At 60.9% G+C, this 20,567-nt stretch carries 19 protein-coding genes and 1 pseudogene; 13 read left to right on the plus strand and 7 right to left on the minus strand.

Features of this window, described 5'->3' with window-relative positions:
• From J9885_RS07305 to J9885_RS19950, 3 genes and pseudogenes are all read left to right on the plus strand, one after another.
• Positions 1–1,027 (plus strand): multicopper oxidase domain-containing protein (locus J9885_RS07305; RefSeq protein ID WP_210548579.1); only part of this gene is annotated, 1,027 nt, incomplete at its 5' end.
• A 64-nt stretch (positions 1,028–1,091) separates the two neighbouring features.
• Positions 1,092–1,727, plus strand: coding sequence for an SCO family protein (locus tag J9885_RS07310; RefSeq protein WP_210548580.1), 636 nt, complete (start codon positions 1,092–1,094; stop codon positions 1,725–1,727).
• Positions 1,728–1,777: 50 nt separating this feature from the next.
• Positions 1,778–2,080 (plus strand): annotated as a pseudogene (locus J9885_RS19950) (IS3 family transposase); the annotation flags it as partial.
• A 47-nt stretch (positions 2,081–2,127) separates the two neighbouring features.
• Here J9885_RS19950 and J9885_RS07315 read toward each other — a convergent pair.
• Together J9885_RS07315 and J9885_RS07320 are read right to left on the minus strand one after the other, a co-directional pair.
• The gene (locus J9885_RS07315) at positions 2,128–3,951 is read right to left on the minus strand and encodes an ATP-binding protein (RefSeq protein WP_210548581.1); all 1,824 of its coding nucleotides are present in this window, start codon (positions 3,949–3,951) and stop codon (positions 2,128–2,130) included.
• A gap of 5 nt (positions 3,952–3,956) precedes the next feature.
• Entirely contained in the window at positions 3,957–4,448 is a 492-nt protein-coding gene (locus J9885_RS07320; RefSeq protein ID WP_210548582.1) for a molybdopterin-dependent oxidoreductase, read from the minus strand.
• Between the two features lie 77 nt (positions 4,449–4,525).
• Between J9885_RS07320 and J9885_RS07325 the strand changes: the two genes are divergently transcribed.
• The 6 genes from J9885_RS07325 (at position 4,526) to J9885_RS07350 (ending at position 10,920) form a co-directional block, all read left to right on the plus strand.
• Positions 4,526–4,690: a hypothetical protein gene (locus J9885_RS07325; protein ID WP_210548583.1), complete on the plus strand. Its 165-nt coding sequence runs from the start codon at positions 4,526–4,528 to the stop codon at positions 4,688–4,690.
• A gap of 98 nt (positions 4,691–4,788) precedes the next feature.
• The gene (locus tag J9885_RS07330) at positions 4,789–5,139 is read left to right on the plus strand and encodes an STAS domain-containing protein (RefSeq protein ID WP_043760917.1); all 351 of its coding nucleotides are present in this window, start codon (positions 4,789–4,791) and stop codon (positions 5,137–5,139) included.
• A 431-nt stretch (positions 5,140–5,570) separates the two neighbouring features.
• Positions 5,571–7,676 carry an SLBB domain-containing protein gene (locus J9885_RS07335; RefSeq protein ID WP_210548584.1) on the plus strand — a complete coding sequence of 702 codons (2,106 nt, stop codon included), beginning with the start codon at positions 5,571–5,573 and terminating at the stop codon, positions 7,674–7,676.
• 1 nt (position 7,677) lies between these two features.
• On the plus strand, positions 7,678–8,346 hold the full coding sequence (locus J9885_RS07340) for a capsular biosynthesis protein (RefSeq protein ID WP_210548585.1): 669 nt from the start codon (positions 7,678–7,680) through the stop codon (positions 8,344–8,346).
• Between the two features lie 9 nt (positions 8,347–8,355).
• Complete coding sequence (locus J9885_RS07345) at positions 8,356–9,843, plus strand: SpoIIE family protein phosphatase (protein ID WP_210548586.1); 1,488 nt, start codon at positions 8,356–8,358, stop codon at positions 9,841–9,843.
• 75 nt (positions 9,844–9,918) lie between these two features.
• Complete coding sequence (locus tag J9885_RS07350) at positions 9,919–10,920, plus strand: glycosyltransferase family 4 protein (protein WP_210548587.1); 1,002 nt, start codon at positions 9,919–9,921, stop codon at positions 10,918–10,920.
• A gap of 481 nt (positions 10,921–11,401) precedes the next feature.
• Here J9885_RS07350 and J9885_RS07355 read toward each other — a convergent pair whose 3' ends face one another.
• The 3 genes from J9885_RS07355 to J9885_RS07365 are packed head-to-tail and all read right to left on the minus strand — an operon-like array spanning position 11,402 to position 14,379.
• Positions 11,402–12,037 carry a sugar transferase gene (locus J9885_RS07355; RefSeq protein WP_210548588.1) on the minus strand — a complete coding sequence of 212 codons (636 nt, stop codon included), beginning with the start codon at positions 12,035–12,037 and terminating at the stop codon, positions 11,402–11,404.
• Positions 12,034–13,227: a glycosyltransferase family 2 protein gene (locus tag J9885_RS07360; protein ID WP_210548589.1), complete on the minus strand. Its 1,194-nt coding sequence runs from the start codon at positions 13,225–13,227 to the stop codon at positions 12,034–12,036. Before J9885_RS07360 ends, J9885_RS07355 begins: the two co-directional genes overlap by 4 nt.
• A gap of 48 nt (positions 13,228–13,275) precedes the next feature.
• On the minus strand, positions 13,276–14,379 hold the full coding sequence (locus J9885_RS07365; RefSeq protein WP_246876809.1) for a glycosyltransferase: 1,104 nt from the start codon (positions 14,377–14,379) through the stop codon (positions 13,276–13,278).
• Positions 14,380–14,568: 189 nt separating this feature from the next.
• Here J9885_RS07365 and J9885_RS07370 point away from each other — a divergent pair, with 189 nt between their 5' ends.
• Complete coding sequence (locus tag J9885_RS07370; protein ID WP_210548590.1) at positions 14,569–15,972, plus strand: GNVR domain-containing protein; 1,404 nt, start codon at positions 14,569–14,571, stop codon at positions 15,970–15,972.
• A 735-nt stretch (positions 15,973–16,707) separates the two neighbouring features.
• On the plus strand, positions 16,708–17,601 hold the full coding sequence (locus J9885_RS07375) for an HNH endonuclease (protein WP_210548591.1): 894 nt from the start codon (positions 16,708–16,710) through the stop codon (positions 17,599–17,601).
• A 290-nt stretch (positions 17,602–17,891) separates the two neighbouring features.
• Here the strand turns inward: J9885_RS07375 and J9885_RS07380 are convergent, their stop codons facing one another.
• Positions 17,892–18,740 carry a DUF1194 domain-containing protein gene (locus tag J9885_RS07380; RefSeq protein WP_210548592.1) on the minus strand — a complete coding sequence of 283 codons (849 nt, stop codon included), beginning with the start codon at positions 18,738–18,740 and terminating at the stop codon, positions 17,892–17,894.
• Between the two features lie 88 nt (positions 18,741–18,828).
• Here J9885_RS07380 and J9885_RS07385 point away from each other — a divergent pair, with 88 nt between their 5' ends.
• Together J9885_RS07385 and J9885_RS07390 are read left to right on the plus strand one after the other, a co-directional pair.
• On the plus strand, positions 18,829–19,650 hold the full coding sequence (locus tag J9885_RS07385) for a hypothetical protein (protein WP_246876810.1): 822 nt from the start codon (positions 18,829–18,831) through the stop codon (positions 19,648–19,650).
• Complete coding sequence (locus J9885_RS07390) at positions 19,634–20,086, plus strand: hypothetical protein (protein ID WP_210548593.1); 453 nt, start codon at positions 19,634–19,636, stop codon at positions 20,084–20,086. Before J9885_RS07385 ends, J9885_RS07390 begins: the two co-directional genes overlap by 17 nt.
• On the opposite strand, the gene J9885_RS07395 is transcribed toward J9885_RS07390, so the two are convergent.
• Positions 20,061–20,564: a hypothetical protein gene (locus tag J9885_RS07395; protein WP_246876811.1), complete on the minus strand. Its 504-nt coding sequence runs from the start codon at positions 20,562–20,564 to the stop codon at positions 20,061–20,063. The genes J9885_RS07390 and J9885_RS07395 overlap by 26 nt on opposite strands.
• Positions 20,565–20,567: the final 3 nt, after the last annotated feature.

Raw genomic sequence — 20,567 nt, forward strand, 5'->3', positions numbered from 1 at the left:
ATTTTATCTGTTATTTGATGAAAGAGATACAGGGAATGAAAATGATTACAGTGCTGATGCATTGCGGCTTCCCAGTGGTAATTACGACTATCCCTTCAGTATTGGTGATCGGCGCTTTGATTCCAAAGGTATGCTCTATTACGATCAACTTCACCCAGAAGGTGTGTTGGGGGATAAAATTATCATCAATGGCCACATAGAGCCGGTTTGGGATGTCGTTGGAAGAAGGTACAGGATGCGCTTCCTGAACTCTGGTCCTAGCCGGTTTTATGATCTGGCTATCGTGGATAAATACAATGTAATACAGAGCTTTACCTATATCGCTAACGACGGCAATCTGCTTAAGTATCCGCTGATGAATACCAAGAGCATAAGATTGGGAAGTGCAGAGCGAGCCGATATCATCATGGACTTCAGTCGTTATAGCACGCAGGGTAAACCTGTGGAGCTTTATCTTGTTAATCGACTGGAACAAACACAAACTAGTAAACCCGGTAAGGTTAGAACCCCGGGCCAACGGATAATGAAAATCATTGTTTCTCCCGGCATTGTTGATGATCCCAGTGTGGAACTTAAAGACGGCATGTTATTAAGGAATTTACCTGGGAAGTTCAGCAAGACAGAGGATGAATTAAGAAGACTAAATATACCTGTGCGGCGTTGGGTATTCGAAAATAAAAGTGGTCTGTGGGTGGTCAACGACAAATTATTTGATGCAACCAAAGCGGCAGTGACGGTTAAAAAGGGCTCCTCAGAGATATGGGAATTTGTAAATCCCTCTGGCGGTTGGGCACATCCTATCCATGTTCACCTTGAGGAGGGGCGTATATTGAGCAAAGTTATTGATGGAATCAAAGTACCAGTCCCGCCCCATGAGCAAGGGCGCAAGGATGTTTATGTGTTGGAACCAAATTCAAAGGTCCGTGTCTATCTGGAGTTTCGTGATTTCACTGGCAAATATGTTATTCATTGTCATAATCTAATTCATGAGGATCATGTGATGATGGTCCGTTGGGATGTTATTTAATGAGAGTGATAAAGTTTTATTGTGACGGATAGCATTGTTATATTAATGACTAAGGAGTCATAAGATGAATCTTGATGGCTACAATAGCAGCCTACGGCGTCAACTTTTATTGGGTTTGGGTGCTGTGGGAACCATGGCAAGTTTGCCATTAATTGCCGTTACGCAATCTAAAACCACCAAGGTGCCTTATCTTGGTCCGAGTAAGATACCGAATGTTTCATTATTGACACACGAGGGAAGGGAGGTGAAATTTTATGATGACATCGTAAAAAACAAAATTCTGGTCATGAACATGATGTATGTTGACTGCGTGAGCTCATGTCCATTGGCTACTAGCAATCTCATACAGGTTCAACGGCTAATATCAAAGAAAATGCAAGGTGCCCCCGTGCAGATGTGTTCGTTAACCATAATGCCGGAGCAGGACACCGTATCCCACCTGTCTCATTATGTTAGGCAGCATAATATACCATCTGGTTGGTTATTTATGACCGGTGAGCCAGAGTTGGTGGATTTAGTACGCTACCGTTTGGGGTTCTATAATTCTGATCCTGCTATTGATGGGATCGTTGCAACGCATACCGGCATGTTAAGAATTGGCAATGATAAAATTTCTCGCTGGGGCATGATGCCAACTCAGGCAAAACCGGATCAGATTGTGAAAATGATTGAACATGTAGCCAGATGGCCCACTGTGTAACCTTTAGCTAGGTAGAGCTTTTTCCCGAAACGTGTTTGAGAGTCTTTTAGGGACTGGCGTCCAGGCAACCCGGTTTTCATGCCTAAAGGTCGCCAGGGCAGTACGACCGGGTAGTCCGAATCTTCTGGTGCGTGAATTTGCTCCCCCGCAGCCCAATCAGGTGTGGCAATATCATTTACGTGTGGGTCGGTGGCATGACTTGGCGGCGGTGCTTGACCTCCATACCCGGCGGGTCAATGTCTGACAGACCTGAGGCTGACTTGGTAGTGAAAGTGCTCGAGATGGCGTATCAGCAGCGGGGGAATCTGTCAGGCGTGCTGCTTCACTCCAATCAGGGGAGTCAATGCGGCAGTATGGTCGATATCGCTATCAGGCCTGGCGTCCAGCTCCGACGCATTGCTCAGGTTGGCGTGGTGCGGGTGAGGTTGCGCTTGAACTGTTCCCGTATCACGTGCCGGTTGATCTCGCCAAGCAGCGTCTCCTTGTTGATGGGCTTGGTGATATAGCCGTTCATCCCGTGGGACAGATAGTATTGCTTCGATTCGGGCATGGCATCGGCGGTCAGGGCGATGATGGGAATGTCGGCCCAGGGCTGCTGTGAGGCCCGGATATGGGTGGTGGCCGCCAGCCCGTCCATGACCGGCATCTGCACATCCATCAGCACCAGGTCGAAGCTGGCTTGTGCCAGTTTGTCCAGGGCCTCTGCCCCCTGTATCGCCAGGGTGACCTGGTGGCCGACCGAGTCGAGCATGGCGCCGATCACCTTGCGATTGGTGGCATTGTCATCTACCAGCAGGATGCGATAGCGCTCCTGTGCCACGGGTTTGGCAGGGAGGCAGACGATGGAGGGGGTCGTCACCCGGGCAGGCCAGCTGTAGGTGAAGGTGCTGCCACAGCCCTCCTGGCTCTCGACCGAGATATCCCCTCCCATCAGGCGGGCGAGGTTGCGGGAGATCTCGAGGCCCAGCCCGGAGCCGCCATATTGCCGCGTGATGGAGACATCGGCCTGGGAGAAGCGTTGGAACAGATTCTCTATCTGGTGGCGGCTCATGCCGATCCCCGTGTCCTGGATAGCGATGCGGATGGCATGGCGATCCTTGTCCAGAGCTTGGCTGTCCACCCTGATAGTGACGGCACCCTGGTGGGTGAACTTGATGGCATTGTTCAGCAGGTTGAACAGGATCTGGCGTACCCGCAGAGGATCCATCATCAGCCATTCCGGCGTGTCAGGGGCCAGGGTCAGGGAGAGCTGGATCCCTTTTGCGCTGCAGTTGTTCTGCATCAAGGCCCGGATGTCTTCCAGCAGCTTGGGCAGATGGCAAGGCACCAGCTGCAACTCGATGCGACCCTCCTCCAGTTTTGAAATATCCAGAATGTCGTTGAGCAGCCCCAGCAGATGGTTGGCCGATTCCCTGGCCGTCTCCAGATATTCCCGTTCTCTGGGCGCCATGGTGCGGTCAGCCAGCAGTGACAGCATGCCGAGAATGCCGTTCATGGGGGTGCGGATCTCGTGGCTCATGTTGGCCAGGAAACTGCTTTTGGCCCGTTTGCCCGCCTCGGCCTCGCGGTTGGCCTTGAGCAGCTTCTCGTTGAGCTGCTGCATCATCTTGTGCTGCAGGAAAGAAAGGTTCATCTGCCGCCAGATCAGCAGGGCAAGCACAAACAGCAGGGAAAACTGCAACGCCGCGATCAGGGTGGTGATGATGATCTGCTTGCGCACGCCGTCACGACGGGCCAGGTCGAACAGGGTTGCCTGCTCGTTGACCTCCAGGGTCAGCCGATGGAGCTGGGGCAGCAGCTGCTCCAGCCCCTGGATCAGGGTTTGATGGGAGTCTGGATCCAGCGGTTTGTCCTGCTCAGGCCCGAGCCAGAGATCGGCCAGGGCAGTGAAACGGCGCATCTCCTTGCTGGCCTGCTGGTAGATGGGCGTGTGTTGCAGCAGGTTGCGATCCTTGCTCTCCAGCACCAGGTCCATCCGGCTGACCAGGATGTCGTATCTGAGCTGGAATTTGGCTTGCGAGTCATGGCGCAGCGCATTTTGAAAGCGCAGTGCCTCGTTGTAGAGCTGGAAATAGTTCCACATGACGTTGTCTTCCCCCTGGCTGGTGCTGCGCGGCAGCTCCTGGAATTGCCGGTACTGGATGGTACTGATGCCGGCAAAGGCCAGCAGCAGGACACAGAGCACCACCAGCAGGGAACGTTGACTCGCTGCCATGGATTTCATGGGGTCTACTCCACCTTGATCTGGCTGATCTGCCAGATGGCGCGGCCGTAATAGAGCTTGTTGCGAAGCTCCGGGTACTGGTCGAACGGATAGATGAGGAACAGCGGCCCCTTGTCACGCACCGACAGCGGTTTGCCATTGATGCTGCGGGCCAGGATCACCTGATACCGGGTGGCATCGCTGGTGGGCACCTGGATCGAGTAGTCGTTGAGGGCGGTGATGGTCAGCTGCGTGCCGGTGGCGCCCACCTTGGCCAGCAGGTCGCTCAGACGGGGGCCACGGAAGACCTTCTCCTCGTCATACCAGGGGGTGTGGGTCTTGATCTCGTACTCGGGGAGCGCATCCAGCATGGCCTTGTCCCACAGGGCAGACTGCTGGTAGTTGGGCTGGGTGATGGCGCCTTCCACCCTGAGCTGCGCACTGTCGGGATCGGGAGTCGCCTGGGCGGTAGCGCAAAGAATGGCCAGCAGGGGGGCTATATAAAAATTGAGTCTCATACCTTCCTCCATGAATCCGTTCGACGCTGACACCAGGAGAACCACAGGTGTCGGTATCAGAAGCAGGGGCAAGAAGCATGCCGAAGAAGCAATGCCGCGATTTTCGGGGCCTGAGCACCGACATTCGGGGTGTGTCGCGCTTTTTCATCGCATTTTGCGAGGAAGGTATCGGCGTCATGTTGCAAATTGGTAACAATTTCCCGAAAAGAGAGGTCGCCATGGTGCCCCCTGGTGAGGGATAGCGAGCAAAGGATGGAGTCAGCTGGGTTCGGCATAGCTCTTGCAACGCTCTCGGTGTCATGGCGATGAGCCGTCTTGCAACAGCACAAGGAGCTTCAACATGGAAAGCATGACCTACACCCTGAATGACACCCAGGTAGTGGCCTTGGAAAACGAACTCGATGCGATGGCTGTCGGCGAGCTGCGCCCCTTGTTCGAGAAGTTGTCGGAGTATGCCGGGGATGTGCTCGCCGATCTGCGAGACGTGCATTTCATCGACTCGTCCGGCATCGGTGCCCTGGTGTTTCTGCACAAGCGCCTGGTCATGAATGGGCATCATTTAGAGCTCATCTGTGGCCCGGGCCAGCCCTATGACCTGCTGGAGATGCTGCACATCAACCGCTCCATCCCCTGTCATGAGAACGTAAAAGCTTACATGCTCGCTTCCGGCATGATGGCGGCGACATCATGAAACTCGGGTGCATCCTCTGGATGTGCGTGCTGGCCTCGGGCTGTACCCAATGGCCCCCGGAGGGCAGGGGAGGGATGGCCGAGGTGAGGCCCACCCGGTTGCCGTTAAATGAGGGTGAAGAGCGCCTGCTGTCGGGTTATGATGAGCGTCAACAGAGGCTCGATCAGCAACTGGCCGACTTGCAGCAGGCCCACCTGGGCGACTGCATGCCAGCCGGGCTGAAACTACTACAATCTCAACGAGTTGACATCGTTCGGGATATGCATGGCCGGCTCTGGTCAGAGGTCGCCTGGCGTCAGGCTATGCTGGCACAATCATTACAACAAGCGCGTTTGCAGCTGGAAAAGACAACCCGTGGGGGTTGTAGCGGTAACTGGTCTGGACTCCCCTTGCGGCAGTGGGGGCAAACGTAGCGAACAAAAAGGATCTCTATGGTTCGGGGCGCTATCAAAGGATTGATTGGTCTTGTTTTCTTGCTGTTTACCCACCCCTTGCTGGCCAGCACCCTGTTGGCACCCGGGGACAGGCTCTCAATCGTGCAGCCGGGGGAGGCGGCATTTGATCAGCCCTTCCAGATCAACAAGCAGGGGCAAATCACCCTGCCCGAGGTGGGGGACGTGGTGGTAGGGGGCAAGACGCTCCCCGAGGCCGAGGCCATCATCCGCACCGCCCTCAATCCCGTCTACAACAACCTCTCCCAGTTGACGGTGGCGCTCCTGGAAAAACGCCTGCTGGTGAGCGTCATGGGCTATGTGAAAAAGCCCGGCAGCTATGATCTCGCCCCCGACGGCAACATACAGATGGCGCTCGATGCCGCCGGCGGCCTGGTGCCGGGGGCCCAGCTCAACAACATGCAGGTGCGCCGCGGCGACAGCGTCTCCAGCTTCGACTACAAGCGCTATCTCGATACCGGCGATGCCGCCCTGCTGCCCCCGCTGCAATCCCTCGACGTGGTGTTCGTGCCCGCATCCCCCCTCATCGGCAACGTCCAGATCGATTTCGATGCGGCCACCCTGGCGGCCGGGGGCGATGGCGACACCGGCAAGGCGATCAAGGTGTTTGGCGAGGTGAACAGCCCGGGAGCCTTCAGCTTCAAGAGCGGCAACTCCATCGTGGATCTGCTGATGCGGGCCGGTGGCGTGACCCGCTTTGCCGGGGTGGAGCGGATCCGGGTGATCAACGGGGACGCCCCCGAGCTGTTCGATCTCAAGGCCTATCTCGATTCCGGCAACAGCAAGCTGCTGCCCGCCCTGGCTCCCGGTGCCACCATCTTCGTGCCCAAGGACGAGGAGCAGATCAAGCGGGGGGCGCGCACCATCTACATCATGGGGGAGGTGTTCAAACCCGGCGCCTACGAGGGGCGGGAGGGGGACTCCTTCCTCGATATCCTGGCCAACGCAGGCGGCCCGACCCGCTATGCGGAGAGCCGCCAGATCCGCTTGCTGCGCACCGACGGCACCGTCGAACCCATCGATCTGCAGGCCTATACCGAGGGGATGCAGAAGGCGCTGCCCCAGATAAGGCCGGGGGATGCCATCTTCATCCCCGAGAAGACCGACATCAACGAGAAGTCCTGGCTCAAGGTCGCGCCGGGGCGGGCGGTGATGGTGATGGGGGCGGTGCGCATTCCCGGGCGCTATGAATGGTCTGACGAGATGTCCCTGCTCGATCTCATCGCCCACGCCGGCGGTCCGAGCGAGCGGGCCGACATCGCCAAGGTGCAGATACTGACGGCGGAGGGGGGAATGGCGACGCCCACCGTCTTCGATCTCGACAAGTTCCTCCATCAGGGGGGGGCCCTTGGCAGCCTGCCCAGGATCCACGCCGGCTTCACCATCATGATCCCCGAGCTGCCCACCGATCCCAGCGACAACAAATCCCAGTGGGTGCGCCAGTCACCGGAGAGCTCCATCTACATCTTCGGCCAGGTCGGCGCCCCTGGCCGCTACGCCTTCAACGATCAGATGGGCTTTATCGACATCCTCTCCGCCGCCGATGGCCCCACCGCCGCCGCGGATTTGCGCAACGTGCGCATCGCCCATCGCAACGGCAGCACGGCGCGGGTGAGCAAGCTGGATCTGGCCCTCTACTTCGAGACCGGCGACGAGACCCTGCTGCCGAAAGTGCTGCCGGGGGACTCCATCTACCTGCCGGAGAAGAACCGTCCCTGGCTCGACGAGCCCAAGGAGAACACCATACGGGTGCTGGGGGCCATCTCCCGGCCCGGCCGCTATCGCTTCAACTCCTCCATGACCCTGCTGGATCTGCTGGCAGAAGCCGGCGGGCCGACCAGCTCGGCCTACATCAAGAAAATCGTGGTGATCAACATGGCGGCCAGCGGCCAGGGGGATCAGGCGCGCACCTTCGATCTGGACGGCTTTGCCAAGGAGCCCGATTTCAGCAAGCTGCCGGTGCTGAGGGCAGGGGACACCGTCTTCATCCCCGACAGCAAGAGCAGCAACTGGGCCATCTTCATGGACGGGATGCGGGACATCCTCACCACCATCTCGGTCGTCGCCCTGATAGGAACCCTGTGAGATGAGCATCCCCATCCAGTACCTGGAACTGGAGTCGCTCTACGCCTCGACCCTGGCGCGGGGGATCCGCTCCCTGGCGGTGACCTCGGCGGAAGGGGGCGAGGGGGTCAGCACCATCTGCGAGGCGCTGGCCAGGCGCGCCGAGGCGGACGGCCTCAAGACCCTGCTGGTGGATCTCAATCTCTGCCATCCTGGCCGGTCTGCCCCCCTGGCCTGGGGCCCGAACGACGTGCCCGAGCCTCTGCATCAGGGTCAGACCCTGGCGGTGCTGCCGGCACCCGGCAAGGATCTGATGGCCTTTCGCAACAAGGAGACCCTGCGCCAGCTGCTGGTGCGCTGGCTCGAGCATTATGACGTTGTGCTGTTCGATACCTCCCCCCTCAATGCCCTCAACCGGGGCAATATCCCGGCGGATCTGGTGTGCGCCGCCTGTGAGGGGGCCCTGCTGGTGGTGCTGGCCGGGGTGACGCCGACCACCATGGTGCAGAGCGCCGTGGAGAAGTTGACCCGGGCCGAGGCCAACCTGCTAGGGGCCGTGTTCAACGACAGGGTCAACCCTGGGCTGGCCAGCGAGATCCTGCGCGAGCTCAACCGGCTGCCGAGCAACCGCCTGACCGAGTGGCTCAAACGCTGGTGCCGGCGCAGCGCCCTGCTCAATTTCCGGATCTGAGGAGACGCGATGGAAGAGTGGCTGCGATCCGCCCCCGCCACCCTGCAGTCGGTGCGCGACCTGCGTGCCCGCCTGGCTCAGGGGTTGGCGCTGTTTCAGGTGCCTCCCCGGGAGCAGGCCAACTGGCTGCTCTGCTTTAGCGAACTCGCCACCAATATCGTGCGCCATGGCTCGCCGCCGGCGAGCCAGCTCTGGCTCACCCTGCAGCAGGATGAATCCGGTCTGAGCCTGCTGCTCGACGACGATGGCGGGCCCCAGCCTGCACTGGCGGCGACACCCCTGCCGGACGAGCCCCAGGAGGGGGGCTATGGTCTGGCGCTGGTGCACCGGCTGTTTGACGAGGTGAACTTCAGCCGGGAGGGGGATCGCAACCGGGTGAGGCTGCGAGCCCGGGGCAGTGCCAGTCAGGCGCCCGTGGTGGCGATGATCGACGATGACAAGGTGATGCGCACCCTGCTCACCGGCTATCTGCACGAGCACTACCGGGTCGAGAGCTACGCCGACCCCTGCGCCGCCCTGCAGGCGCTCGGTCGCCAGCCGCCGGCTCTGGTGCTCTCCGACATCGAGATGGAGGGGATAGACGGCTTCGCCCTGCGCCAGCAGCTGATGAAGGATCCCAAGATGCGCGGCGTCCCCTTTATCTTCCTGACCGGCCATCAGGATCAATGGACCCAGAGCCGGGCCGGTGCCCTCGGCATCGACGATTTTCTGGTCAAGCCCATCACCAAGCAGGCGCTGCAGCAGGCGGTCTTCAGGGTGCTGCAGCGTTCGGCCCAGCTCAAGGCCCAGTGGGGGGATCAGCTGGATCAGCGCATGACCTCGGCCCTTCGCCCCCTGCTGCCGGCCAACCAGCTGCACGGCTATCAGCTGGCGCTGCAGACCCGCGCCGCCGCTGTGGGCGGGGGGGATTTTCTGCTGGTGCGGGATCGGGTGCTGTGGCTCGGGGACGTGATGGGGCACGACGCCGAGGCCAAGTTCTTCGCCCACGCCTATGCGGGGTATCTGCGCGGCCTGCTGACCGCCCAGAGCGAACAGCGATCCCCTGCCAGCCTGCTGACCACCCTCGCCACCGCAGTCCACAGCGATCCCCTGCTGGGGGCCACCCTGCTCACCACCCTCTGCATCGAGCTGGGGGAGGCAGGCTTGATCCGCTGGGCCAGCGCGGGGCACCCGGCGCCCTGGCTTGTCGGGGCGGACGGCATGCGCCAGCTCGGTGTCACCGGCCCCTTGCCAGGCCTGAGGCCGGATCCCCACTACGAGACCTGCGAGCATCAGCTCCAGCCCGGGGAGCGCCTGCTGTTCTGGACAGACGGCCTCCTGGAGAGCCGGGATCCTGCCGAGCGCCAGTCGTGGGAGGCGCAGCTGCAACAGATCTGCCTGGCCCCCGAGCCCGAACTGGTCCGGCTGGCCCAGCAGATCGCCACCTGGTTTGACGAGCGGGCCGCCAGCGCCCCGGACGACATGACCCTGCTGCTGGTCGCCCTGCCTGCCGGCTGAAAGCACCCCATCTCTGGCCCGCTCTATGCAACCTCCCTGTGGTATCTGGTCCGATACCACGAGAGGAGTGCGCATATGTTGCCAACACATCAGATCTGGCTCGCCATCGATGCCCGCCAGGTCGGCGGGATCGAGGTTCACATCACCCACCTCGCCAGCGATCTGCTGGCCAGAGGGCTGGAAGCCACCATAGTGCTGGTGGAAGACCACGGCATGACCCCTTTTGTCGCCCTGCTGAAGCAGCAGGGGCTGCCGTATCGCGTCTGTCGCAACAGCCGGGACTTCGTGCGGGTGCTGGCGAGCCAGCCCGGCTTCGTGCTGCTGCACACCCATGGCTACAAGGCCGGGATCCTGGGCCGCCTCACCGCCTGGTGCACAGGTACCCCAGTGGTGTCGACCTTCCACAGCGGGGATGAGGGGGAGGGGAAGCTGAAATTCTACAGCTGGCTCGACCGGATCACGGCGCGCTTTGCGAAGTGCATCGCAGTGAGCGAGCCCATCGCTCGCAGATTGCCGGTGCCAAGCACCGTCATCAGCAACTTCGTGCCCATGCCGGCAACTCCGGCGGCGGTGGCGGGCAATCGCATCGCCTTCGTCGGCCGCCTCTCTGACGAGAAGGGGCCCGAAGCGTTCTGCCAGCTGGCGTTCCTCTGCCCCCAGGGGGAGTTTCACCTCTACGGCGACGGCCCCCTCATGGGAGGGTTGCGCATGCAATACGGGGACAGGGTGGCGTTTCACGGTTTTCGCCAGATGGCCGATGAGTGGCAGCAGATCGATCTGCTCTGCATCACCTCCCGCTTCGAGGGGCTGCCCCTGGTGGCCCTGGAGGCCATGGCCCATGGCATCCCGGTCTGCACCTTCGCGGTGGGGGGGCTGGTCTCCCTGATCGACCACAAGTGCAACGGCTGGCTGGTGGCGCCGGGCCAGGTGCAGGAGATGGCGGCCGTCGTCAACTACTGGCTGCACAGTGACGCACGGCTGCGTGGTGCCATGAGCCGGGCAGCCCGCCAGACCATCACCCGGGGCTACAGCGTCAACCACAGGGTCAGCGACATCCTGGCGGTCTATACCGCCTGATCCCGATCCGCAAACAACCAGCAAGCCCAGCGAGTGGCCAGGCCACTCGCTTTTTATGGCCTCGTGCCAACTCTACCGCCCGTGTTCTCTGCTCCCCTGTCATCCTCCCGTTGGCGTCTCTGCCCCTCTATCCGGCGAAAGCCAGGCTGAACGGCAGGATGGCTCGGTTCGCGAGGCACCCGGCCTCCGGGCGGCACACCGAAGGCACCAGGAACCGCGACACCATCACCTTGCCAGAGAGCGGGTCGCGGGGTCTGTGTCCCCGTTACAAGAGTCAGGGGCGCCGTGATGGCTGCGGCGCCAGCCGCCCCGGGGGGAACATGGCCGCCTGTCTGGTGAGGGGATGTGTGTGAGGCAAACCACGGGCGCGGCTTGCGGTCGGCAATGAAAAGGGGGGCAGGATGGGAAAAGCAGGGGGAACGTGGGGGAAAAGCATCGGGCCACCGCCAGGGCAGTGGCCCGCAAACAGACCAGGGGGGGATCAGCGCCCCTTTCGGCCCACCATGATGGCGACCGTCTTGCCGATGATCTGCACGTCCTGCACCAGCCAGCGCCAGGGGTGGAGCAGGGCGAGGGAGTAGGCGAGATCGAAGGCGAGCTTGCTGCGCACGTCATCCAGGGATTCGTCATAGCCCTGATTGACCTGGGCCAGCCCGGTGATGCCGGGAGTCACCTCATAGGTGCGCTCGATAAAGAAGGGCACCGCGTCTTCCAGCCGGTTGGCGATGCCGGGGCGCTCCGGCCGGGGCCCGATGAGCGACATCTCCCCTTTGAGCACATTGAGGAACTGGGGCAGCTCGTCGAGCCGGGTCTTGCGCAGGAAGTTGCCGCTGCGGGTGATCCGGCTGTCGGCCTTGCCACACCAAACCGGCCCCGTGCCCGCCTCGGCATCGGCCCGCATGGTGCGAAACTTGATCATGAAGAAGAGCTCGGTGTGGCTGGCGTGGCTGCGGCCGATGCGCAGCTGGCGAAAGAACACCGGGCCCGGGCTGTCGAGACGAATGGCCAGCATGATGAGGGGCCACAGGGGCAAGGTCAGCAGCAGGCCGAGGCTGGCGCCGACCAGATCCATGGCGCGCTTGATCACCAGGGTCATTTTGGGGATGGGATGTTTCATGCTGCTTTCTCCTGTGCAGTGGGGCGTGCCCGCATCCGCAGGCCGTAACGCAGGGTGCCGATGCCGTTGTACCAGTGTCCGAGCACCAGATAGTGGATCTTGCGAAGCAGGTTGGGCCAGGGATGGACCGGGGCGAACTGGATCAGCATCACCAGGGCATAACCCAGCAGTTGGGCGGCCAGCAGCGCCATGAACAGGGGCGAGTGGATGGCGAGCGGAATGGCGCACAGCCAGAGCAGGGTCAGGCACAGGGGCATGAGCACCCGCAAGCCCTTGCCGCTGGCGAAGTTGAATGCCACCCAGCCGAATCTGGGGTGGAGCAGGGGCAGCAGTCTGAGCAGCTGCTGGGTGTTGCCGGCGCCGATGCGCTGCCGGCGTACCGACTCCAGCATGGCATCGGAGACTTCCAGCTCCAGGGCGGCGCAGCGGTTGTCGTACACCGCCTTGTAGCCCCTGGCGATGGCCTGCATCGGCAGGATGAAGTCATCGTTGATGGTGTCGGGCGGCAGCGGGGCCAGGCAGTCACGGCGCATCACGTAGAAGGCGCCGTGGGCTCCCAGCATGCTGCCAAGGGCGGATTCGCACAGCTTGATCTGGCTCTGGTAGCGCCAGTAGCTCTCTTCCCCCTGGGAGCCCGGCTGCCAGAAGCGATAGGCCTCGCCCACCACGCCGATGGCGGGATCCTGGAAGTGGGCGGCGGCCAGCAGCAGGCTGTCGATGGGCAGCAGGGCCGACACATCGCTGAAGGCCACCAGGGGAGTGTCTATCTGGGTCATGGCCTCGTTGAGCACCGCCACCTTGCCGCGATTGCGGGAGTGATCGAACAGCCGGATCCGCAGCTGCTGCAAGGCGGGATCCCCGAGCTGGCACAGCGCGATGGGGTAGCTGTCGTCGGTGCAGCCATCGAAGTGCAGGTGCACCTCCAGCTTGTCGGCCGGATAGTCGAGGCTGGCCAGATTCTGCAGCTTGGCTGCCAGGGTCACCGCCTCGTTGTAGACGGGCATCACCAGGGTGATGGCGGGCAGGGCCGCGTCGTCAGGCGCCTGCCGAAAATCGCGCTGCCTCGGCGCCGGCCGGTGAAGCTGCGCGCTGGCCCGCTTGCCGAGGCAGCTGAGCAGCAGGGGATAGCCGACATGGTGGTACACCACCAGAGCCGCACACAGCCAGAACAGGATCATGAGCCACTCCATGGGACACTCCTTTGTTACTCGTTGACGCGCCTTGGCGCTAGGGTCGATTCAACGGACATACAGCGCCTGATAGGCTTGCGCCATCCGGCTCAGGCTGCCCTGCTCGCAGACAAAGGCGCGGGTGACGGCGCGCAGGCCATGGGAGTCGAGCAACCCCTGTGCCAGAAGTTGCGCGAGCAGGACGGGATCCCGTTTTTCGAGCAGCTGGCCGCTGGCCGGGCAGACGATATCGGCGGCGGCCCCCACGGCGCTCATCACCACGGGCACGCCGCAGGCCTGGGCTTCCAGCACGCACAGGGGCATGCCTTCCGCCAGCGACGGCAGGCAGAAGAGATCCAGCCCCTGATAGAAGCGGGGCATCTGCTCCACCAGACCGAGAAAGTGGACCCGATGGGCTATGCCCAGCTGCTGGCACTGCTGCTGCAATGCATTTTGCAAACTGCCCACCCCGGCCAGTGCAAGATGCACCTCGGGGGAGAGGTGCGCCATGGCCTCCAGCAGCAGGCTGTGGCCCTTGACGGTCTCCAGGCGGGCGGCGCAGCCGATGAGCCTCACCCCCAGGGGCAGTCTCAGGGCCTGGCGTGCCAGCTCGGCGGGGCCGGGGGCAAAGCGTCTCTCGTCGATGCCGTTGGGGATCACCAGGGGGGAGAGATTGCCGAGGCGGGCCTGCAGCTGGCTCGCCACCGGCGCGGCGTCCGCCACCAGGGTGGGCTTGAAGGTGCGAAGCCCGATCCCGGCCAGCTGACGCTGGCGGGGATCGTCGAGATACCAGGCGTCGTGCTCGGTGTGCACCAGGGTCGGCACCCGGGCCAGTCGGGCGGCCAGCCCGCCATAGAGCAGCGGACCCAGATGGTGGGTGTGCACCGCTGCCGGGCGCAGCTGGCGCAACAGGCGGATGAGGCGATAGAGGGTGGCCAGCGACCAGCCGGCGGGCTTGTCCAGACAGTGGATCCGCGCGGCGAACGGGGCCAGGGCGGGCCAGGCGGCGAGCAGCGCCTCCTTGCTCCCCTCAAGGGAGACGATGTGCATGGGCTGGTAGCACTCGTTGGCCTGGCTGAGGTTGAGCACCATGGTCTCCAGCCCCCCGGGCTGCAGATGCTGGACGACTTGCACGATAGCGGTGCTGGCAGAGACGGACATTGGGATTGGCATGGTGCTCTCCTCTGGACATTCGCTGGGCCATCCTGGGCGTCGGAGCCTGGGCTCCGTGACCATGGCTATGCGAATCCTGTACCACCCGCGCCGGAGTGCGGCGTCGAACGGTGCTTGATGTCTGGCATTGCCCTTGCAGTGCTCCTGCCTGTGGCGCTATGCCATGTCTGTCTTGTGGGGAGTGACGCCATGCCGGTCCAGTTCTACTACAACCTCCATATCATCCTCTTCGCCGCCTGGCGGCGCCGTTATCTCATCCTGATGCCGGCGCTGATAATGCCCCTGGTGGGGATGGCGATCGGTGTGCTGAGCCCCAAGGTGTACGAGAGCCGCACCACCTTCATGGTGCCGCAGGACTCCAATCAGACACCGACCCTCAAGGATCTGATCACCCAGGAGAGCCTCAAGGATCGCTTCGCGGTGCTGGAGGCCATGCTGCGCAGCCGCTACGTGATGGACGGGGTGGCGCGGGACCGCAAGCTGGTGGATGACAACACCCCGCCCGCCAAGCGCGACGCCATCATGGACTGGCTCTCCGCGTCCGTCTCCATTCGCCTTATCGGGGACGAGGTGATCGAGCTGAAGGTAAAAGCCGACTCGGCAGAGAGCAGCGCCGGCCTGCTGGAGGCCGTGTCGCGCCGCTTCTTCTATAACCTGCTGAACAAGGGGCGCCAGTCGGCCGAGTCCTCCGAGCGCTTCCTGCAAAGCCAGCTCGACAGCCGGCGCAGCGAGCTGCAGGGGGCCGAACAGCTGCTGGCGGATTTCAAGCGCGAGCACGCCAGCGCCCTGCCGGATCAGCAAAATGCCAATGCGGCCCGGCTCTACGGCCTGAAAGAGCGCCACGCCGAGAGCCTGATCCAGCTGCAGCAGGCCAAGGCCCGGGTCGAGCAGCTCTCCCGCGGGCAGGAGGGGCCGACGGCTCGCAGCCTGGAGGAGAAGCTGCAGCAGATGCAGACCGAGCTGGCGCTGCTGCGGGTGCGCTACAGCGACGAGCACAGCAAGGTGCAGAGCCTCCTCTACCAGATTGAGCAGCTGCAACAGGAGCTGGCGCGATTCAAGAGCCAGCCCGAGGCGGCCACGGGCCCCGAGTGGGAGCAGGCCAGGGCGCAGCTCGCCGAAGCCGAGCAGACGGCCGCAGGGTTGAAGCGCCAGCTCGACGAACTGACCAGGGTAGTGGCCTCCCAGGGGGAGACGGAGAGCCAGCTGGCAGAGCTGGAGCGGGACCTAGAGGTCAAGCGGGCCCTCTATCAGGATCTGCTGCTGCGCTACGAGAAGGCCAAGGTGACCGGGGCGCTGGGCAGCTTCGAGCCGAGCGAGCGGATCAAGGTGATCGACAAGCCCTTCGCCCCGAGCAAGCCCAGCAACTACCCGCTCTGGCTGTTTCTGATTGCCGGCGTGGTGGGGGGCCTGGGGCTCGGCTGCGGTCTGGCCCTGCTGATTGAACTGGCGGATACCAGCCTGCGCCGCACCGATCAGCTGGCAGCCCTTATCAAGGCGCCGGTGCTCAGTCGCATTCCCTATTGCGAGCCTGTGCATCCCCACACTAGCCAGGTAGCCCATGCCCAACCGCCACTGGTGGAGGTGCCGGGTTGATAACAGCCCATGGCCATCAAGACAGGTCATTGTTCTGGACCCGAATATTTCTAATAAGGCCTCGTAATGAGGCCTTTTTTTATGTCACTCAGGCAGCTTCTTGACTGTGATTTATCACGGTGATACAAGTGAAACCGTCATATGTCATTGAAAATACGCTTATAAATTAGAGGCTGGTTGGTAATGCGGATATTAACCTACAAAAGAACTCACATAGGCGATCCAAATTCTGCGGGTGAATTCGGAATAAACGGCTGCATGGGCCGCGTCCGCAGCTGGAGCTTTGATGCTGTTATCGGCGTTGGTGGTTATGGCAGCGAACCTCAGTCTTATGGAATTGCGGGGCGAGTCAATTGGGTTGGCGTAAGTCCCACATGGACCACACATCCACAAGGTCACGGACTCTTAGTAACGTTTGAGTCATTTTCTCTTTTTGAAGATAAGGGGCCAATGCTCCACGAACTTGCACCTCTACTTGCAAGGCGCATGTACGAGAAAAAGGCTCGAGTCCTATTCAAGTCTTACTCGCCACAGGAAAAAGCTGAGGCTGAAGCATTAATTCACTCACTTCTTGGCCAGCCCTCTGTCGTAGTTACAGCTAAGTTTCGTCGCTCTAAGTGTCGTACCAACAGAATATGCAAGCCCTGTCGGCCTGCAATATAAATATTCATCCAAGCTAACGCCTTAGGCGCCGCTTAATTCCAACCTTATAGGTATCAGCTTAGAGGGAGTTTTATGCAGTTATTTTTCCATGATGTTGGTTTAAAAGGAGCTAACGCAGACTTCCCTAAAACAATATTTGGCGATGTTGCTGTTTCAGATATCGTTGAACATAGCCCGGTTCATCTTAAAGCAGAGATTAAAGCTAATCTAATGGCTGAGTTTCCGGACGGTTGGTGTAATGTCTGGGGGGTTCCAGCCGGCGCGAAGAGTGTCATTCGTCAACTGAAAGCTAATGATGTAATGCTCCTCATAAAAACAACTGGCGGGAATGAGGAGATTCCCGCTCTTTGTCACGTGAAATGCTTTTGGAAAGAGCAGTTATTGGAGTTATCAAATTTCTTATGGGGTAGCACTCACTTCCCTTATGTCTTCTTTTTCAAAACACAGTCCATTAAACTTACTTGGACCCAGTTTAAGCAAGATGTTCAATATCTTCCGAAGTTTCGACCTGCAGGAAATGTTTATCGGGTGAAAGGTGAAAGGCTAGAGCATTTTGGTGGCCCAAGTGGTTATGTTCATCACCTTCTCCGAGAGGATTATGAGGCTTATGCTTATAACAGCTATCAAGTTCAGGAAAACTCTCCTGAGCAGGAATACGCTGAGGGTGAACGGCAGGTTCGAGAAGCTTCTTATTTTAAACGCAATTCACAACTAGTAAAAGATGCAAAGGCGAAATATGGCTTTATATGTCAAATATGTGAGTTTGATTTTGGAGCTGTATATGGCGATGAATTAGGAGCAGGTTTCATTGAATGCCATCATAAAAATCCGTTGGCTGAAAAAAATGAAACATATCACAGTACGCTAGATGATGTTTGCGTAGTTTGTTCTAACTGTCACCGTATGCTTCATCGAACTAAGCCAGCGCTGCTTCCCGAAAAACTGAAAGCAAGATTGCGTAAGTGAGGCGTATAACAAGTTGTTTAAAAGGATGTAAGTTGCTTAGCTTGAGCTCGTTCGCCGCTGATGATTGCATTGAAAGTGAATGGGGTGCCACAATTAATATCTATGACCCGGACGGAAGTAGAGTAGGTATTCGCGATGAGTTAAGTTTTAAAACGTACATCAAGTCTAACTAACGCATCAAGTGAGACTTTCAATATTCGGCGTTTCCAAGCCTTATGTCCGTGGTGCCATGGTGGCAGCAATAAATCAGGGAGCATCAGCTCCCTAATCTCTGCACTCGGGGTGACAAACTAGCCGATGACCGGCATCCGTTGCCATCCGACGTTCTGCTGGTTGCGGCCTTGAGTGCGACGCTGATAGCGCCAGGCCAGCAGCAAGGGCATGCCGAGCAGCAGCTGGGCCGCCAGCGGGATCTCCTCGATGGGGGCCGCCAGCGCCCCCTCCGGGATGATCCCCCCCTCAATCTCGGCCGCGAGTTTCAGCTCCAGGGCGCTGCCAAAATCGGCAAAGGTGGTGGCGTTGATGACGAAGGCATCCTCGCCGCCGGCGATATTGTTCAGATACCAATCCTGCAGCACCCCATCGGGGTAGTCCTGGCCTATGGTGATACCGTTGATGGTGTCGATGCCGGAGGCGAGCAGCTGATCCCGCACCGTGGCGGTATCGAGCCCTGCATTCTGGATCCCGTCACCGGAGACATCCATCACCTGGCGCGTCGCGGTAAAGTCGTTGGTATCGAACTGCAGGGCGCCGAATTGCATGGCCGAGCCCGGCGCCGTCATCCCCGAGTAGGGGCGCACCAGAGCGTCCAGGGTGGCGGCAAACTCGTTGATGGAGGTCATGTCATAGAGGTAGAACCAGTCGGTCATCACCGCCTGCTGGGTGGTGCCGCTCCACATCACCATCTGGACCGCGATGGAGCCCAGCTTGCCATCGCTGGTATCCAGGATGGCGTCTTGCACCGCCTGGCTGTAAAAGGCGTCCACATAGCCCTGCAACTGCAGGTTGAACTCGGACGCGCTGACGCTGCCCGACACATCCATCAGCAGTTGCAGCTCGGTATCCACTTCAGTCAGGGCGTAGGCGGGGGCGCTGACCAGCAGCATTCCCACCAGCCCAGCCAACGGTTTGAGTCTCATCGCTCGCTCCTTCTCCTTGGGCCTGGAACTCAGTGCCGACCAGAGTAATGAATAAAGCGTGCCACTTTGCAGGCGGTCCGAAGCGGGCATGGAACTTGCGGTCTCCAGCCAGGATGCGTGTGCAAGAGAGCGGGGTGAGGCGATGGAGATCCGTCCCTGGCAGTGGGCGCCCAACTGGTTGCTGTTGGGGCTGGTCAATCAGTGGGCCATGGTGTGGCTCAACACGGGGCAGTTCAACCTGCTGGTGGTGTTGCTGATCGCCAGCTGGTGGCAAATTGCATCGCGGGTTGCAGCGCACTGGCAGCCTGGCCGTGCCAGCCTACTGTGCTTCTCGCTGCTGAGCGTGATCCCGAGCGCCAGTTGCAAGGCGCTGGCCTGCCTGCTGCTGGTCGCGAGCCTGTGGCGGCGCAAGCAGGGGGCAGACGAGCGTGCCGTGCTGCACATAGTGGTGGCTTTCACCCTGGCCGTGTTGTGGGGGCAGCAGCTCTTTGCCCTCTTCTCCGGCCCCGTACTGGCGATCGATGCCTGGGGAGTGGGCCAGTGGCTGCAGCTGCTGGGGTGGGAGACGGTGCAAAGCGGCAATCGCATCGAGCGGGTGGGGGGGCATGCCCTGATCGTGCTCAAGGGCTGCTCCTCGTTCTCCCAGCTCTATCTGGTGGCCCTGGCCTGGCTGGTCTCTTCCTGCTGGCTGGCCCCCGGGCGGGCCCTGCATCGCCAGTTGCCCCTGCTGGGGCTGGTCCTGCTCTGCTATATGGGCAGCAACCAGCTGCGTCTGGTGCTGATGAGCCTGGATCTGCGCTGGTACGGCTGGCTGCATACCGGCACGCTTGCCCAGCTCTATCAATGGCTGGTGATGCTGCTGGTGATGACACTGCTGTTTATAAGGGGGCGCCATGAAAGGAGTGCCTAGGGGGTATCTCTGGCTGCTGCTGGTGGCGCTCGCCTCCACCGGCGCCATGGGGTGGCGCTATCAGCACCGCCAGCCGGTGGATGGTACGCGCCAGATGCTGCGCGAGCTCAGCCAGCTCGGCTGGCAGATGCAGGGGGCGCGCCCCGTGCTGGGGGGCACCTATGTGGGCTACCGGCTGCGCCACCCCGATTGTGACGGTGTCTTGCAGGCGATGGCGGTGGCCCCGGATCGGGAGGCCATGTCGGTGCGGCTCGCAGGGGCTGGCCGGCTGCAGGGGGTGATGTTCGAGGGGCGCTGGCACTCTGAGCCGCCGCTGCTGGCCTATCGCTTCCATCAGGGCTGGAACACGTTGTGGGGAAACGCGCCAGCCCCCCTCTATCGGGTCGCGCTGCCCGGGGCCTGCCTTGCCCTTATTGCGCCTGGTGAGCCTCGCTGAGAGGGCTCGCCGCGTCGGTGGGCAGCACCCGGATCAGCAGGGTGTTCGGGGCCAGCATGGGGTCGTAGCGCGGCTCTATCTCGATGGCGCGGGCACTGAGCAGGCCGGTCAGCTTGCCAAGGCGGCTGCTGGCAAGGCGCGCACTCTCCAGAAGGTCGGTCTGCGGCCCGGGGCCGCTGATAAGGGCTATCTTCGCCGGATCCCGCTGGCCGAGAAACTGGTGCAGCTGCTGCTCCTGATGCGCCGCCAACATCACCGCTTCCTCCTGATAAGTCAGCGACAGCTGGGCCTGCTCGGCCAACTGCTGCTGGCGCAGTTGCGCCAGCATGGGCAGGGGATCCTCGGTGGGCGTCTGGCGGGCACAACCGCCAAGTAGCAAAGAGAGCAGCAAGCCAGCGGCAAGCTTGATGTGACGGGGACGACGCCCGGCACTCTGGCGCCCGCAAGCCTTTATGTTGGTGACGTTCTGATGCGGCATAAG

Origin of the sequence: Aeromonas sp. SrichE-2G, from assembly GCF_017939565.1 — a bacterium.
Classification (GTDB): Bacteria; Pseudomonadota; Gammaproteobacteria; order Enterobacterales; family Aeromonadaceae; genus Aeromonas; species Aeromonas taiwanensis.

Excerpts from the sequence above, each read along its gene's own strand:
- J9885_RS07355 (WP_210548588.1), bottom strand. The coding sequence starts at position 12,037 with ATGAAACATCCCATCCCCAAAATGACCCTGGTGATCAAGCGCGCCATG.
- J9885_RS07350 (WP_210548587.1), top strand. The coding sequence starts at position 9,919 with ATGTTGCCAACACATCAGATCTGGCTCGCCATCGATGCCCGCCAGGTC.
- J9885_RS07395 (WP_246876811.1), bottom strand. The coding sequence starts at position 20,564 with ATGCCGCATCAGAACGTCACCAACATAAAGGCTTGCGGGCGCCAGAGT.
- J9885_RS07310 (WP_210548580.1), top strand. The coding sequence starts at position 1,092 with ATGAATCTTGATGGCTACAATAGCAGCCTACGGCGTCAACTTTTATTG.
- J9885_RS07345 (WP_210548586.1), top strand. The coding sequence starts at position 8,356 with ATGGAAGAGTGGCTGCGATCCGCCCCCGCCACCCTGCAGTCGGTGCGC.
- J9885_RS07360 (WP_210548589.1), bottom strand. The coding sequence starts at position 13,227 with ATGGAGTGGCTCATGATCCTGTTCTGGCTGTGTGCGGCTCTGGTGGTG.
- J9885_RS07385 (WP_246876810.1), top strand. The coding sequence starts at position 18,829 with ATGGAACTTGCGGTCTCCAGCCAGGATGCGTGTGCAAGAGAGCGGGGT.
- J9885_RS07325 (WP_210548583.1), top strand. The coding sequence starts at position 4,526 with ATGCCGAAGAAGCAATGCCGCGATTTTCGGGGCCTGAGCACCGACATT.
- J9885_RS07365 (WP_246876809.1), bottom strand. The coding sequence starts at position 14,379 with ATGCCAATCCCAATGTCCGTCTCTGCCAGCACCGCTATCGTGCAAGTC.
- J9885_RS07330 (WP_043760917.1), top strand. The coding sequence starts at position 4,789 with ATGGAAAGCATGACCTACACCCTGAATGACACCCAGGTAGTGGCCTTG.
- J9885_RS07370 (WP_210548590.1), top strand. The coding sequence starts at position 14,569 with ATGCCGGTCCAGTTCTACTACAACCTCCATATCATCCTCTTCGCCGCC.
- J9885_RS07335 (WP_210548584.1), top strand. The coding sequence starts at position 5,571 with ATGGTTCGGGGCGCTATCAAAGGATTGATTGGTCTTGTTTTCTTGCTG.
- J9885_RS07375 (WP_210548591.1), top strand. The coding sequence starts at position 16,708 with ATGCAGTTATTTTTCCATGATGTTGGTTTAAAAGGAGCTAACGCAGAC.
- J9885_RS07315 (WP_210548581.1), bottom strand. The coding sequence starts at position 3,951 with ATGAAATCCATGGCAGCGAGTCAACGTTCCCTGCTGGTGGTGCTCTGT.
- J9885_RS07340 (WP_210548585.1), top strand. The coding sequence starts at position 7,678 with ATGAGCATCCCCATCCAGTACCTGGAACTGGAGTCGCTCTACGCCTCG.
- J9885_RS07390 (WP_210548593.1), top strand. The coding sequence starts at position 19,634 with ATGAAAGGAGTGCCTAGGGGGTATCTCTGGCTGCTGCTGGTGGCGCTC.
- J9885_RS07380 (WP_210548592.1), bottom strand. The coding sequence starts at position 18,740 with ATGAGACTCAAACCGTTGGCTGGGCTGGTGGGAATGCTGCTGGTCAGC.
- J9885_RS07320 (WP_210548582.1), bottom strand. The coding sequence starts at position 4,448 with ATGAGACTCAATTTTTATATAGCCCCCCTGCTGGCCATTCTTTGCGCT.